The organism is Pseudarthrobacter sp. NIBRBAC000502771 (genome assembly GCF_006517215.1).
Taxonomy (GTDB): domain Bacteria; phylum Actinomycetota; class Actinomycetes; order Actinomycetales; family Micrococcaceae; genus Arthrobacter; species Arthrobacter niigatensis.
Window position 1 is genome coordinate 1,037,442 of the sequence record NZ_CP041187.1, and the last position, 14,897, is coordinate 1,052,338.

Genomic DNA, 14,897 nt, shown 5'->3' on the forward strand with positions numbered 1-14,897 from the left:
ATGACGGCTCTTGGTTCCGCCAACCGGGGGGTCCGCGACGCGGGCCCCTCGGGGTGGCTCGCAGTCCCGGCCCTGGTCTTCTTCCTGGCGTTCGCTGTTGTCCCGCTGATCGGCGTCGTCTTCCTCAGCTTCACCAGCTGGAACGGGTTGGGCGAGATCAAGCTCGACGGCCTGTCCAGCTGGACCACGGTCCTTACGGATCCGGTCACCGGCAACGCGTTGGTGGTCACCGCGAAGATCATGTTCTTCTCGTTCATCGTCCAGGCGCCCATCAGCCTGCTGCTGGGCGTCTTCACGGCCGGCGGCCAAAAGTACCGCGCCGCCCTCGCCGTGCTCTACTTCCTGCCGTTGCTGCTGTCGTCCGCGGCAGTTGCCATCGCCTTCAAGGCCCTGCTCGATCCCAACTTCGGCCTGGGGCCCGGATTCAACCTGCCCGTCCTTGCCCAGGACTGGCTTGGCAACTCGGATCTGGTCCTGTTTGTGGTGGTCTTCGTCATTGCCTGGCAGTTCGTTCCATTCCACACGCTGATCTACCAGGGCGGCGTACGCCAAATCCCCACGTCGCTTTACGAGGCTGCTGAGATCGACGGCGCGGGACGCTTCCGCCAGTTCTGGAACATCACCCTGCCCCAGCTGAAGTACACGGTCATCACGTCCTCCACCCTGATGGTGGTGGGCAGCCTCGCGTACTTCGACCTTATCTTCGTGCTCACCGGGGGTGGCCCCGGCTACAGCACCCGGCTGCTTCCGCTGCATATGTACCTGACGGGCTTCAAGGCCAACGACATGGGCGCCGCGAGCGCCCTGGGAGTCATTCTCGTCGTCATCGGACTGGGCCTTGCGCTCATCCTCCAGCGGTTGGGCGGCAAAAACCGCAACGCAAGCCAATTGGAAGGTGCCTGATGGCGTCCACAACCCAACTTCCCGTCCCACCGGCCCCCACCGCCGGCGGCATCACCGCTTCACCGGTTACCCGCACCAAAGGCCCCGGACGGCTCCGGCCAAACTTCCTTGGCGGCCTGGGCGGCTGGCTTTGGCTGGCCATCATCATCGTCCCCATCTATTACGTGGTGATCACCAGCTTCAAGAACCAGGCTGGCTTCTTCACCTCCAACCCCATGCTCCCGGCAACGGACCCGACGCTGGACAACTACAAGCTGGTCCTGGAGAACAACTTCGTCAGGTACTTCACGAACAGCCTGATCGTCACCCTGGGCACAGTCCTGCCTGCCCTGCTGGTGTCCTTCATGGCCGCATACGCCATTGTCCGCGGCAAGGGCCGGTTCCTGGGCCTGACGAACAACCTGTTCCTCCTTGGCCTTGCCATCCCCCTGCACGCCACCATCATCCCTATCTACTGGATGATCACCCGGGCGCACATGTATGACACCCTGCTGGCCCTGATCCTTCCGTCCGTGGCCTTTGCCATCCCGGTCAGCGTGCTCATCCTGTCCAACTTCATGCGCGATGTCCCCAATGAGCTTTTCGAATCGATGCGACTGGACGGTTGTTCCGACTGGGCCATGATGTGGCGCCTCGCGCTCCCCATGACCAAGCCGGCGGTCATCACGGTCGGCATCTACAACGCCCTGCACGTCTGGAACGGTTTCCTTTTCCCGCTGATCCTGACGCAGAGCCCGGCAACCAGGGTCCTGCCGCTGTCACTGTGGACCTTCCAGGGCGAGTTCAGCGTGAACATCCCTGCCATTCTCGCCTCCGTCGTCCTGGCGACCCTTCCCCTGCTGGTGGTGTACGTCGTCGCCCGCCGTCAACTGCTGAGCGGCCTCACCGCCGGCTTCAGCAAGTAGAAAGGACTCCTCCATGACCACCGCCAAACCCCTGCGGGTCGGCATGGTGGGCTACGCCTTCATGGGTGCCGCCCACTCCCACGCCTGGCGCACCGCGCCACGGTTCTTCGACCTGCCGCTGCAGCCACAGCTCACCGCGGTGGCGGGCAGGAATGCCGACGGCGTCCGAGCGGCCGCTGACAAGCTGGGCTGGGAGTCGGTGGAGAGCGACTGGCGGCGCCTGATCGAGCGCGACGACATCGACCTCATCGATATCTGCACGCCCGGCAACACCCATGCCGAGATTGCCATCGCGGCCCTCGAAGCCGGTAAGCACGTGCTGTGCGAAAAGCCGCTGGCCAACTCCGTGGAGGAAGCCGAGCGGATGACACTGGCAGCGGAGACCGCCGCCAAGAACGGTGTCCTCTCGATGTGCGGCTTCAGCTACCGCCGCACGCCGGCCCTGGCGCTGGCCCGGCGGTTCGTGGACCAGGGACGGCTGGGCGAGATCCGCCATGTCAGGGCCCAGTACCTGCAGGACTGGCTCACCGACGCCAACGCCCCCATGACGTGGCGGCTGGACAAGGAGCAGTCCGGCTCCGGCTCCCTGGGTGACATCGGAGCGCACAGCATCGACGCCGCCCAGTGGGTTACGGGCCTGAACATCAGCGGGGTTTCGGCACTGCTGGAGACCTTCGTGCAGGAACGCCCGCTGGCCGGCGACCTGGTGGGCCTCGGCGGCCACGGCGACCTCAGCAGCGACGCCCCGCGCGGGAAGGTCACCGTAGATGATGCGGCCATCTTCAGCGCAAGGTTCGACGGCGGCACCTCGGCAGGTGCCGTGGGCGTCTTTGAAGCCACGCGCTACGCGCTGGGCCGGAAGAACGCCATGCGGCTGGAGGTCAACGGCACCAAGGGTTCCCTCGCCTTCGATTTCGAAGACATGAACGCCCTCTCCTTCTACGACGCGGCCGATTCCCCCGACGCGGGGTTCCGGAAGATCTTCGTCACCGAGCCCGAGCACCCCTACGTCGGAAACTGGTGGCCCACCGGCCACGGCCTGGGGTATGAACACGGCTTCACCCACCAGGTGGTGGACCTCGTCACGGCCATCGGCGAAGCCCGCCAACCGGAACCGTCCTTCGCGGACGCCCTGCAGGTGCAGCGGGTCCTGGCCGCCGTGGAGTCCAGTGCCGCAAATTCCAGCCAGTGGCAAAAGGTCTGAGCAGCGGTTCGGCAGGGCAACGACCAGCTTCAAGCGATCCAAGGAATAGACATGACACGACCAATCACGCTGTTTACCGGCCAGTGGGCCGACCTACCCTTCGAGGAAGTGGCGCGGCTCGCGGGCGAGTGGGGCTTCGACGGGCTGGAGATCGCCTGCTGGGGCGACCACCTGGACCCGCGCCGCGCGGCCGAGGACGACAACTACCTCCAGGGCCGGCTGGACATCCTCGAAAAGAACAACCTGAAGGTGTTCGCCATCGCCAACCACCTAACCGGACAGGCAGTGTGTGACGACCCCATCGACGAGCGCCACCAAGGCATCCTGTCAGCGGACATCTGGGGCGACGGCGAGCCCGAAGGCGTACGCCGCCGGGCGGCGGAAGCCATGAAGGACACCGCGCGTGCGGCCGCCCGGCTTGGCGTCAAGACCGTGACGGGGTTCACCGGTTCGTCCATCTGGAAGGCCGTCGCCATGTTCCCGCCGGCCTCCCAGGCCATGATCGACGCCGGATACCAGGACTTCGCGGACCGCTGGAACCCCATCCTCGATGTGTTCGACAATGAGGGTGTCCGGTTCGCACTGGAGGTCCATCCGTCCGAAATCGCCTACGACTACTGGACAGCCAAGCGCACCCTTGAAGCCGTGGGGCACCGGGAGAATTTCGGCCTGAACTTCGATCCCTCGCACTTCATCTGGCAGGACCTGGACCCGGTGATGTTCCTGCAGGACTTCGCGGACAAGATTTTCCACGTCCACGTCAAGGAATCCGTGCGCCAACTGGACGGACGCAACGGCCGTCTCGGCTCCCACCTGGCCTGGGCGGACCCCCGCCGCGGCTGGGACTTCGTCACCGCAGGGCACGGGGATGTCCAGTGGAACAGGATCTTCCGGACCCTGAACGCCATCGGCTACGAAGGTCCCACCAGCATCGAATGGGAGGATGCCGGCATGGACCGGCTCATCGGCGCTCCCCAGGCACTGGCCATGGTCCAGGAACTGGGCCGGATTGCCCCGCCCGCAGCGGCCTTCGACGCCGCGTTCGCCAGCCACTGACCCCAAGCCTTGCCGGCACGAGCCGGCAGCCAGACAAAGGAAACCTCAATGACAGATCGCAAGAATGCGCTGGTCGTCCGCGGCGGCTGGGACGGCCACCAGCCGTACGAGGCCACGGAGCTCTTCATTCCCTACCTCAAGGACAACGGCTACGACGTCCGGGTGGAGGAATCCCCCAAGGTCTACGCCGACGCCGAATACATGGCAGGCGTGGACCTGATCATGCAGTGCATGACCATGAGCACGATCGAAAAAGACGAGTTTGCCGGGCTGCGGGCGGCCGTGGAGAACGGCACCGGCCTGGCCGGCTGGCACGGCGGGATCGCCGATTCCTACCGGAACACCTCGGACTACCTGCACCTGATCGGCGGCCAGTTCGCCTGCCACCCCGGCAAGCACCCGGACGAGTGCAGCGGCGAGCAGTCGGACAACTACGTGCCCTATACCGTCAACATGCTGCCGGCCGCAGCAGACCACCCCATCACGAAGGGCATCAAGGACTTTGACCTGGTCACCGAACAGTACTGGGTCCTCTCGGACGACTACGTGGACATCCTGGCCACCACCACGCAAAAAGTCCGCGAGTGGGACCCCTGGAACCGCGAAGTGACGTCTCCCGCCATCTGGACCCGCCAATGGGGCAAGGGCCGGATCTTCGTGTCCACCCCAGGGCACCGCGTGGAAATCCTCCAGGACCAGAACGTACGCACCATCATCGAAAGGGGCCTGCTGTGGGCAAGCCGTTGAACGTCGGAATCATTGGCTGCGGAGCCATCATCGCGCAGTACCTCGCCAACTTCCGCCGGCTGGACCAGGTCCGGCTGGTGGCCGTCGCGGACCTGGACCCGGCACGTGCGCAGGCAGTTGCGGATGATTACGACGGCGTCCGCGCCCTGTCCGTGGAGGGCCTGCTCTCCGCAGCCGACGTCGACCTGGTGCTGAACCTCACCATCCCGGCCGCACACGCCGACGTGGCACTGAAGGCGATCGCTGCCGGCAAAAGCGTCTATGGTGAAAAGCCCCTCGCTGCCACCACCGAAGAAGCCCGCCGGGTGCTGGATGCTGCACGGGAGGCGGGCGTCGTCGTCGGCTGTGCACCTGACACCGTGCTGGGCACCGGGATCCAGACCGCCCGCAAGGCGATCGACGACGGACTGATCGGCGCACCCATCTCGGCGTCTGCCACCATGGCCACCCCGGGCCACGAACGCTGGCATCCCAACCCGGACTTCTACTACCAGCCCGGCGGCGGCCCCCTCCTCGATATGGGCCCCTACTACGTCACCGCTCTCGTGACACTGCTGGGTCCCGTGACGTCGGTACTGGGTGCCGCCAGCCACACCCGGGACGAGCGGACCATCGGCTCGGGGGCGCGGCAGGGCGAAAAAGTCCCCGTGACCATCGACTCCCACGTCACCGGCGTCCTGGTCCACGCCTCCGGGGCACTGTCTACGCTCTTCATGAGCTTCGACGCCGTAAAATCCAAGTCGCCAAACATCGAGATCCACGGTGAGCGCGGCTCCCTGGTGGTACCGGACCCCAACCACTTCGACGGGGACGTCGAACTGTTCCCGCTCGGTGCCACGGATTGGGAAACCCTTCCGGTGTCCGCCGGGTATGTTGATTCCGGCCGCGGGTTCGGCATCGCGGACCTGGCCGCCACCCCGCGGGGCAAGGAGCCCCGGGCCGGCGGCGCCCTTGCCTACCACGCCCTGGAGGTCATGGAATCCCTGCTGGAGTCCGCCCACAAGGGCACTTCGGTGGCGATCCACAGCACCGTCGACCGCCCTGACCGCGTGGAGCTGACGGTCCTGGCGGATCGGGCGGACGCACTCCAGCCCAAGTAGGCAGGTTGGCGGAACCGTGCCGCCGGCGCAGCCCGGCTAGTACAGCTCGTCGCTGCGGGCGGCACGGTTCCGGCCCAGGGACTTGGCCCTGTACAAGGCAGCATCTGCGGAGGCCACGAGGTCGTCAACGTCGGAGGTCCCGGCGCCGTACGTGGAAATCCCGTAACTGGCGGTGGGCATCTCCATTCCGTTCAGGGTTTGGGCGACGGCCAGCCGCCTGCTGATCTCCTCCGCGATGGTTTCCGCGCGTTCGGCGCTAGCCCCCGGGACCAGGATGACAAACTCTTCCCCGCCGTACCTGCCGATCAGGTCGGTGGACCGGACCGTGGCAACGCAGGCTCCGGCGAAGGCCTGCAGCGCCAAGTCGCCGGCGGCATGGCCGTGTGTATCGTTGACCGCCTTGAAATGGTCCAGGTCGGCAAGGATAAGGGCCCCGGAGCCGCCCGTGATGCTCCGATCGGCCAACTGTTCCGCCGCAAGGTCCATGAAGGCCTTCCGGTTCAACAGCCCGGTGAGGTCGTCCCGGGAAGCCACCACCCGCAGGGCGCGGGTCTGCTGCTCGCTGCTCAACGCCGCCATGCTGAAGGACACCACCACCAGCAGCACCATGGTGACCATGGTGGTGACTGCCGATCCAAAGACGGTGACGAAAACGGGACCGTCGGGACCTTCAAGCAGGAACGCCAGCCAGCGGAAGAAGTAGAAAACGGACAGCCCGCCGGCGGCCACGGCCATGGGGATGCGTACCCGTGAGTAGCCCGGTTCCAGCCGCCACAGCTCGCGCGATGCCATGCCGATGGTCAGGCTCATCGCGGCAAGGAACACCGGGCCGCCGGACCAGGTATTGGTGGCGGGATGGTCCAGCAGGGAGGCAACCAGGGTGGCCAGGGGGATACCGGTAAAGGCCCATTTGGGCGGCCGCACCGTCCGCAGCGACCGCGCGCCGGCCCACACAGCAACACCGCCGTGGACCAGCAGGGTGTTTCCCACCGGGTTGGCCCACACCTGGTGGGGGGTGCCGTCCAGGAGGAAGCAACCCGATCCGGACAGGAAGAACAGCAGGGCTGCGCACCACCAGGCGCTGTACGGCGAGCGCGTCACCCGGTAGGCGGAAAAATAGAACAGGACCACCAGCACCAGGGCCATCAGGCCGAAAGCGATGCGCAGGGTTGCCGTATCCAGAACCATGTGCCAGAAGTCCCCCCCAAACGCGGCGAATGCTGCTCACGACAGTATTGCATTCCACCCTGACATCGCAGAAGGTCCTGCCCAACCCGGGAGCCTGCCTAGCGGGCGGAGGGTGTCCGCCCCCTGCGCTCCTGGCTCTGGTGCCCGACGCCGGCGGCCACTAAAGTGGGTCCCGGCCCCATCCTGCTGTTCCCGGCAGGCTGAGGGGACCCGCACGAGGGAGAGGAGGTGGCTTTGATGACTGCAACTGCCGCGCGCCGTGAGCGCCCCGCACTAACACCATCAACCATCCTTTCCCGTTGCACGCGCCTTTCCTGAGAAACCTGCCGGACACCCCGCGCCTGCACCGGGAACCTTTCCGAGGAAACCAACGTGCATATTCCTTCAGGCAACGCCCTGGACAACCCTGGCATCAACACCCCTTCAACAGCCGAGGGCCCCTTCGCCTACGGCTACACGCCCGCCGTCGCCCGCCATTTCGCCGCGCACCCCAACCCCGAGGCCACCGGCACCGGCCGGGTGGTGCGCGTGGACCGAACGCTGCTGCTGGTGGCCGTCGCTGACGGTCTGCTCCACCTGCCCTACCCGCTCACCGGCGACCAGCCCGTTACCGGCGACTGGGTCTGGATCGGCCCCAACCGCGCCGGCGCACGGCAGATCCTGGCCGTCCTGCCCCGCCGGTCCGAGCTCAGCCGCAAACGTGCCTTCGAGGACTCGTCGGCCGAGCAGGTCCTTGCCGCCAACATGGACACGGTTGGCGTGGTGGTGCCCGTGGACCGGCCGCTCACCCACAACCGGCTGGAACGGACCCTGGTGGCGGTATGGGACTCGGGTGCCACTCCCCTGGTGATCATCACCAAGGCCGACCTTGCGCAGGTGGCGGACGACGTCGTCGGGAAGGTCATCCTGCAGGCGGCCGGCGTGGACGTGGTGACCACCTCAGCCGGGAACGGCAGCGGGATCGACGAACTGATGTCCCGCATCCCCGCCCGTGGCACCATCGTGCTCCTGGGCCCGTCCGGCGCGGGCAAATCCACCTTGATCAATCCCCTGGTGGGCCGCGAGGTCCAGCAGACCGGGGAGGTGCGGTCCGGCGACTTCAAGGGCAAGCACACCACCACCGCCCGCGAACTGGTGCCGCTGTCCAACGGTACGGTGCTGATGGACACCCCAGGGGTCCGCGGTTTCGGGCTGTTCGACGCCGGCGAAGGCCTGGGCAGCATGTTCGGCGATGTGGAGGAGCTGGCTGCCGGCTGCCGGTTTGCGGACTGCTCGCACGGAACTGAGCCAGGGTGCGCGGTCCGGGACGCAATTGACAGGGGCGTCCTGGAGGAGCGGCGCTGGAATTCGTACCTGAAGATGCAGCGTGAACTCGCAGCCCTGGCCCGCCGCTCCGACGTTGCTGCCCAGCGCGCATACCACCGGGAGTGGCAGCAGAAGGTGGTGTCTGCGGGAAAGTCTCAGCGCTCCGCTGAGCGCGAGGCCTTCGAACGCGGCAGCCGGAACGCCGGGAAAGGCCGGAACCGGAAGCGGTAGCGGCCCCTTGTTCCTGCGCAGGGGGTGGGGGGTAGGGTGCGGTCATGGACATCATCCTGGTACCCGGCTTCTGGTTGGACGCTTCATCATGGGCGGAGGTAACACCTGCTCTGGAGGCAGCGGGCCACCGGCCCCACCCCCTGACCCTGCCCGGACTGGAATCCGTGGACTCCAGCCGGGCCGGAATAGGGCTGCAGGACCACATTGATGCCGTGGTCCAGGCCGTCGACGCCATGGGCGGCAGGGTGGTCCTGGTGGGGCATTCGGGAGGTGGCGCAATCATCCACGGGGCCGTCGACGCACGGCCGGACAAGGTGCAGCGCGCCATCTATGTGGACAGCGGCCCACTGGGCGAAGGGGGTGTGATCAATGACGAACTGCCCGCCGAGGGTGACGACATTCCCCTTCCGCCCTGGGAAAGCTTCGACGACGCCGACCTGGTGGACCTGGACGACGGGCTTCGCCAGGCCTTCCGTGCCCGTGCCATTCCGGAGCCCCGGGGCGTGGCGTACGGCAAGCAGCAACTGCATGATGAAGGCCGCTACGACGTACCCGCCACCGTGATCGCGTGCGAGTTTCCGTCCGCCATGATCCGTGAATGGGTCGCGGCCGGGCACCCGTTCGTCTCCGAGCTGGCCAAGGTCCATGACGTGGAGTACATCGACCTGCCCACAGGGCACTGGCCCCAATTCACCAAGCCGGAGCAACTGGCGCAGGCCATCCTGGCGGCCGTTGACCGCACCAACACCTCCCGGGTCTGAATTACCCTTGCGCAGGGCCGGCATGGTCCCCATAATAAATGAATGGCATTCATTTATTCGACCGCAACCGAGGGCAGTGCTGCCCCCGGCCATGTCCATACCGGGCCCGCGGGCCGCATGCCCGCAGAGTGGGAGCCCCACCAGCGGACGTGGATGGCTTTCCCGCCGCCCAACGACACCTTCGGCCCTGTGGGAAGCTCCACTTTGGACCGGGCGCGGGCCGCGTGGAGCAAGGTGGCCCGGGTCATCGCCCGCTATGAGCCCGTCACTGTCATCGCCCATCCACGGGATGCCACTCCCGCGCGGGAATGGCTCGGCCAGGGCATCGACGTCCTGGAGATTCCGCTGGACGACGCCTGGCTGCGTGACAGCGGCCCCACCTTCGTTCACTCGGCGGACGGCTCGCTGGCCGCCGTCGACTGGATCTTCAACGGCTGGGGCGCGCAGCACTGGGCCGCCTGGTCCAAGGACCAAAACGTTGCCCGAAGCGTGGCAGCCGGCATCGATGTGCCGGTGCGGCCGAGCTCCCTGGTGAACGAGGGCGGCGGATTCCACGTGGACGGCGAAGGCACCGTGCTGTTGACCGAGACGGTCCAGCTCGATCCCGGCCGCAACCCTGGCGCCACCAAGGAATCGGTCGAGGCGGAAGTCCACGCGGCCCTGGGCACCACCAAGGCCATCTGGCTTCCGCGCGGCCTCACCCGGGACTACGACGAATTCGGCACCCGCGGCCACGTGGACATTGTCGCCGCCTTTGGCGGGCCCGGCACCATCCTGTTGCACCGGCAGGACGATCCTGCCCATCCCGACCACGCGGTCTATCTTCAGCTGAAAGCCGTCCTCGGAGGCCAGCTGGATGCCCAGGGGCGGCCCCTGCGGATTATCGACGTTCCGGCCCCCACCACGCTCAAGGACGGCGAAGGGTGGGTGGACTGGTCCTACATCAACCACTACGTGGCCAACGACGTGGTGGTGCTCTGCGCCTTCGATGACCCCAACGACGCCATCGCCGCCGGCATCCTGGAACGTACCTACCCCGGACGAACCGTGGAACTGGTGGACGCCCGGGACATCTTCGCCTTTGGCGGTGGCATCCACTGCATCACCCAGCAGCAGCCGGCCCCGAAGGAGGAGGCCGCGTGAACCTGGTTGAGGAGCAGAAGCCCGTGCCCGCAGTCCGCTCATTCAACGTCGTCGAGGCCGGCATCAGCCGGCTGCGTTCCGCGCTCGAGTCGGGCCAGGTCACCAGCGAGGAGCTGGTGGAGCTGTACCTGGAGCGAATCCGAAAATATGACTCATCAGGCATATGCCTAAATGCCATGGTGGTCATGAACCCGGAGGCCGTCGCTGGAGCGCAGGCGTCCGACCGGCGCCGGGCCGCCGGCTTCACGCTGGGCCCGCTGGACGGCATCCCCTACACGGCGAAGGACAGCTACCAGGTCCGCGGCCTCACCGTGGCCGCTGGTTCCCCTGCGTTCAAGGACCTGGTGGCGCAGCGCGACGCGTTCACCATTGAACGGCTCCGGGCCGGCGGCGCAATCCTGATCGGTCTTACCAACATGCCTCCCATGGCCAACGGCGGGATGCAGCGCGGGGTCTACGGCCGGGCGGAAAGCCCCTACAACGCGGACTTCCTCACGGCCGCATTCGCGTCGGGTTCATCCAACGGCTCCGGGACCGCCACCGCCGCCAGCTTCGCGGCGTTCGGCCTCGCGGAAGAGACCTGGTCCTCCGGCCGCGCCCCGGCGTCGAACAACGCCCTCTGCGCCTACACACCGTCCCGCGGCGTGATCTCCGTCCGCGGGAACTGGCCGCTCGTTCCCACCATGGACGTGGTGGTTCCGCACACCCGCACCGTGGCGGACATGCTGGAGGTCCTGGACGTGGTGGTAGCCGACGACACCAACCCCCGCGGCGACTTCTGGCGCGTCCAGCCGTGGATCCCGGTACCCAAGGCATCAAGTGTCCGCCCGCCGTCGTACGTTTCCCTGGGCGTCCCTGACGCAGCCGCTGCGGCAGGCGTACTGGCAGGGAAGCGTTTGGGCGTACCCCGGATGTACATCAACGCGGACCCGCAGGCCGGCACCGCCGACGCCCCGGGCATTGGTGGTCCCACAGGGCAGCGGATCGAAACCCGAGCGTCCATCATTGCGCTGTGGAAGGCGGCCCGCCTCGACCTGGAAGCGGCTGGTGCCGAGGTCATCGAGGTGGACTTCCCCGTGGTGTCCAACTACGAAGGGGACCGGCCGGGCGCACCCACCATCGCCACCCGAGGCCTGGTGTCCCCGGCATATTTGCGCCGGGAAATCGTGGACCTGCCAGCCTGGGCGTGGAATGACTTCCTGGAGGCCAACGATGATCCGCAGCTGAACCGCCTCGCAGACGTGGACGGCTCCGCGATCTTCCCCGCCCCGGACGGTGCACTGCCGGACCGCTACGACGGCTTCGATGACGACATCGCTGACTATCCCGCATGGATCCGGGAGCACGGCGTTCCGGACCTCGCCCACATTCCGCACCTGCCCGCGGGCCTGGCCGGACTCGAAGAGACGCGCCGGGTGGACCTGGAGGCATGGATGGACCGGCTGGGCCTGGACGCGGTGGTGTTTCCCGCCGCTGCGGATGTGGCCCCGGCGGACGCTGACACGAACCCCGCTTCGGCGGACACGGCCTGGCGCAACGGCGTCTGGGTATCCAACGGCAACCTTGTCCCCCGGCACCTCGGCATCCCCACGGCCACCGTCCCGATGGGCCTGGCAGCTGACATCGCCATGCCGGTGGGCCTGACCATCGCCGGCAAAGCCTACAGCGACACGGACCTGCTCCGGCTGGCCGCGGCCTTCGAAGCCACCGGGAACCGGCGCATGCCACCTCCCCGCACCACGCCTGCAGGAGAAAGTGACTGAACGAAGCCAGCCCTCGTGGGTAGTCTGGACACATGGCACGGCCCCCTGCCAACCCAGCCGCCCTTCGGCCTGACTGCTCACACTGCTTTGCACTGTGCTGCACGGCCTTCGGTTTTGCCCGCTCCGCAGACTTTGCCGTCGACAAGCCGCCAGCCACGCCGTGCTCCAACCTCGCCGCAGACTTTTCCTGCACCATCCATGACAGGCTCCGGGCACGCGGTTTTGCCGGCTGCACGGTTTTCGACTGCTTCGGCGCAGGGCAGGCCGTCAGCAGGCGGCTGTTCAACGGAACCTCGTGGCGGGAAGACCCGGAATCGGCAACGGACATGTTCACGGCCTTCCGGATCCTGCGCCAACTCCACGAAATGCTGTGGCACCTGGCCCAGGCGGCGACGGCGGCCTACAGCGCGGATACCGCAATCGAGGTGCGCCAGGTGGAGTGGAGCGTCCGGAAGGTCGCCGAAGGCGGGCTTGGCGAGGTCCTGGCTGCCGATGTCGCGACCCTCCACCGGCAAGTGGGCGAAACTCTGCGCTGGGTCAGTGAGGAGGTCCGCGCCGGGTATATCGACGATGCCCCACAGCCTGCCCGCCTGGCACCAGGCTCGGACCTTGCCGGAGCACGCCTGAGCGGGTTGGCGCTGTGCGGCGCAGATCTTCGCGGCGCCTGCCTGATCGCCGCCGACCTCCGCGGAGCAGACCTGACCGCAGTGGACCTGCTGGGCGCAGACCTGCGGGATGCAAGGCTCGACGGCGCAGACCTCAGTCATGCCCTATTCCTCACCCAGGCGCAGGTTGCCGCCGCCCGCGGCAGCGCGTCCACCCGGCTCCCCGCAGGGCTGGAACAGCCTGCCCACTGGGTCCCCTAACCCGCACCGGGGCCTCCCGCCCACCCAGCGGATGCGCCTTGACAGCCGTTATTGTGAGCGCTGACAGTGGGAGGAAACCGATGCCAAGCGAAAGCCACTCGATGAAGAACTGGGCAGGAAACCTCGAATACTCCTCGGCTGATGTCAGGCGGCCGGAGTCCGTTGCGGAGCTGGCGGCCATCGTGGCCGCTTCGCCACGGGTCAAGGCCCTGGGGTCCCGGCACTCGTTCAACCGCGTGGGTGACACTGACGGGGTCCACGTGCTGCTTGATGCGCTGCCGCAGCGGGTGGACCTGGACCCCAGCCGTGGCACGGTGCGCGTCAGCGGTGGCGTCAGTTACGGGGCACTGTGCCGGACCCTTGAGGAGTCCGGCGTGGCAATCCACAACCTGGCCTCGCTGCCGCACATCTCGGTGGCAGGTGCTGTGCAGACCGGCACCCACGGCTCGGGCGTGAACAACCAGTCCCTCGCCGGGGCCGTGGAATCGATCGACCTGGTGCGGGCGTCCGGCGAGCAGGTAACGCTGACCCGGGCGGACGGGGACGAGTTCCTGGCCAGCGTGGTGGGCGTCGGAGCCGTTGGCATCGTCACCGGTCTGGAACTGGCAGTGCAGCCCAGCTTCAGGATGCGCCAGCGGGTCCTCGAAGACCTGCCGTGGGACAACGCCCTGGCCGATTTCAGCACTATCGTGTCGGCCGCCTACAGCGTGAGCCTGTTTACGGACTACGCGGGCTTCGCGGTCAACCAGGTATGGCTCAAGGCGCTGGACGGGGAGCTGCCGCTTCCCAGCCTGTTCGGGGCCACCGCCGCCCTGCAGCCGCGGCACCCCCTACCGGAAATGTCGGCGGAAAACTGCACGGCGCAGCTGGACGAACCCGGCCTGTGGCTGGACCGGCTGCCGCACTTCCGGCACGAGTTCACGCCGAGCAACGGAGACGAACTCCAGAGTGAGTTCATCCTTCCCATCGAACACGCCCCAGCCGCCCTCCAGGCCGTCCGCGCGCTGGCAGAAGGCCTCACGCCCCTGCTGTTCGTCTCGGAGATCCGCACCGGCGCCGCGGACGAGTTCTGGCTCAGCCCGTTCCACCGCCAGCAGAGCGTCGCGCTCCATTTCACCTGGAAGCCGCTGCAACCTGAGGTGGAGGCCTTCCTTCCAGTCCTTGAGGAGGCCCTGCGCCCCTTTGGCGCGAGGCCGCACTGGGGCAAGCTGTTCACGCCGGACGGCCATGACTGGGAGGCCCTGTACCCCCGCTTCGCAGATTTCCGTGCGTTTGCCGCCGGGCATGATCCCGAAGGCAAATTCCGGAACAGGCTGCTGGACAGCATCCTGGGTGTCCCGGCCCGGCGGTAGGGAACGCCGGTACGCTGGGGGCATGACTTTCCGCCCCGCCGTCGTACCAGCCACCGCCCTGGCCGCCACCCTCCTGCTGACGGGATGCGGCGCAGTGGGGGACGCAGCGGGTAGCACTGCCAGCGATGCCGCTTCAAAAGCTGCCTCGGCCGCCGCGCAGGAGGTCAACAGGCAAATCTGCGCCGTCGTCAAGGACGGCCTGGTCAGCCCCGAGGACCGCAAGGCGCTGGCCGGCTTGGTCTCGGCCGCCAAATCAGCAGGGGTGCCCGCAGAGATTACGACGCCGCTGGGCCAGGTTGCGGAGTCCGGAGACCAGGTGCCCGCAGACTCCCTCCGGGCACTGCAGGACGCCTGCCGGGCATGAGCGCGCAAG

14 protein-coding genes are annotated in these 14,897 nt (G+C 67.2%); 13 read left to right on the top strand and 1 reads right to left on the bottom strand.

Translation table 11 applies throughout. The features are described 5' to 3' along the window. The 6 genes from NIBR502771_RS04980 to NIBR502771_RS05005 are packed head-to-tail and all read left to right on the top strand — an operon-like array spanning position 1 to position 5,915. Positions 1-903 carry a carbohydrate ABC transporter permease gene (locus tag NIBR502771_RS04980; RefSeq protein WP_141158755.1) on the top strand — a complete coding sequence of 301 codons (903 nt, stop codon included), beginning with the start codon at positions 1-3 and terminating at the stop codon, positions 901-903. Beyond that, a complete protein-coding gene (locus NIBR502771_RS04985; RefSeq protein ID WP_141158756.1) occupies positions 903-1,808 on the top strand; it encodes a carbohydrate ABC transporter permease in 906 nt (301 codons plus the stop codon). The genes NIBR502771_RS04980 and NIBR502771_RS04985 overlap by 1 nt, the downstream gene beginning before the upstream one ends. Before the next feature lie 13 nt (positions 1,809-1,821). Then, entirely contained in the window at positions 1,822-3,012 is a 1,191-nt protein-coding gene (locus NIBR502771_RS04990; RefSeq protein ID WP_141158757.1) for a Gfo/Idh/MocA family protein, read from the top strand. A gap of 51 nt (positions 3,013-3,063) precedes the next feature. Further along, positions 3,064-4,068: a sugar phosphate isomerase/epimerase gene (locus NIBR502771_RS04995; protein ID WP_141158758.1), complete on the top strand. Its 1,005-nt coding sequence runs from the start codon at positions 3,064-3,066 to the stop codon at positions 4,066-4,068. A gap of 48 nt (positions 4,069-4,116) precedes the next feature. Next, entirely contained in the window at positions 4,117-4,815 is a 699-nt protein-coding gene (locus NIBR502771_RS05000) for a ThuA domain-containing protein (RefSeq protein WP_141158759.1), read from the top strand. Continuing rightward, positions 4,800-5,915: a Gfo/Idh/MocA family protein gene (locus NIBR502771_RS05005; protein ID WP_210411328.1), complete on the top strand. Its 1,116-nt coding sequence runs from the start codon at positions 4,800-4,802 to the stop codon at positions 5,913-5,915. Before NIBR502771_RS05000 ends, NIBR502771_RS05005 begins: the two co-directional genes overlap by 16 nt. 36 nt (positions 5,916-5,951) lie before the next feature. Here the strand turns inward: NIBR502771_RS05005 and NIBR502771_RS05010 are convergent, their stop codons facing one another. Beyond that, on the bottom strand, positions 5,952-7,103 hold the full coding sequence (locus NIBR502771_RS05010; RefSeq protein WP_141158761.1) for a diguanylate cyclase: 1,152 nt from the start codon (positions 7,101-7,103) through the stop codon (positions 5,952-5,954). Positions 7,104-7,475: 372 nt separating this feature from the next. Between NIBR502771_RS05010 and rsgA the strand changes: the two genes are divergently transcribed. From rsgA to NIBR502771_RS05045, 7 genes are all read left to right on the top strand, one after another. Then, on the top strand, positions 7,476-8,639 hold the full coding sequence (rsgA, locus tag NIBR502771_RS05015) for a ribosome small subunit-dependent GTPase A (protein WP_141158762.1): 1,164 nt from the start codon (positions 7,476-7,478) through the stop codon (positions 8,637-8,639). A gap of 44 nt (positions 8,640-8,683) precedes the next feature. After that, positions 8,684-9,400 carry an alpha/beta fold hydrolase gene (locus NIBR502771_RS05020; RefSeq protein WP_141158763.1) on the top strand — a complete coding sequence of 239 codons (717 nt, stop codon included), beginning with the start codon at positions 8,684-8,686 and terminating at the stop codon, positions 9,398-9,400. 42 nt (positions 9,401-9,442) lie between these two features. Further along, entirely contained in the window at positions 9,443-10,543 is a 1,101-nt protein-coding gene (locus NIBR502771_RS05025) for an agmatine/peptidylarginine deiminase (protein ID WP_141158764.1), read from the top strand. After that, entirely contained in the window at positions 10,540-12,306 is a 1,767-nt protein-coding gene (locus tag NIBR502771_RS05030) for an amidase (RefSeq protein ID WP_141158765.1), read from the top strand. The genes NIBR502771_RS05025 and NIBR502771_RS05030 overlap by 4 nt, the downstream gene beginning before the upstream one ends. 32 nt (positions 12,307-12,338) lie before the next feature. Continuing rightward, positions 12,339-13,172 (top strand): pentapeptide repeat-containing protein, encoded by an 834-nt coding sequence (locus tag NIBR502771_RS05035; RefSeq protein WP_141158766.1) that lies wholly within the window; start codon positions 12,339-12,341, stop codon positions 13,170-13,172. A 101-nt stretch (positions 13,173-13,273) separates the two neighbouring features. Further along, entirely contained in the window at positions 13,274-14,524 is a 1,251-nt protein-coding gene (locus NIBR502771_RS05040) for a D-arabinono-1,4-lactone oxidase (protein WP_141161419.1), read from the top strand. A 22-nt stretch (positions 14,525-14,546) separates the two neighbouring features. Continuing rightward, positions 14,547-14,888, top strand: coding sequence for a hypothetical protein (locus NIBR502771_RS05045; RefSeq protein WP_141158767.1), 342 nt, complete (start codon positions 14,547-14,549; stop codon positions 14,886-14,888). Positions 14,889-14,897: the final 9 nt, after the last annotated feature.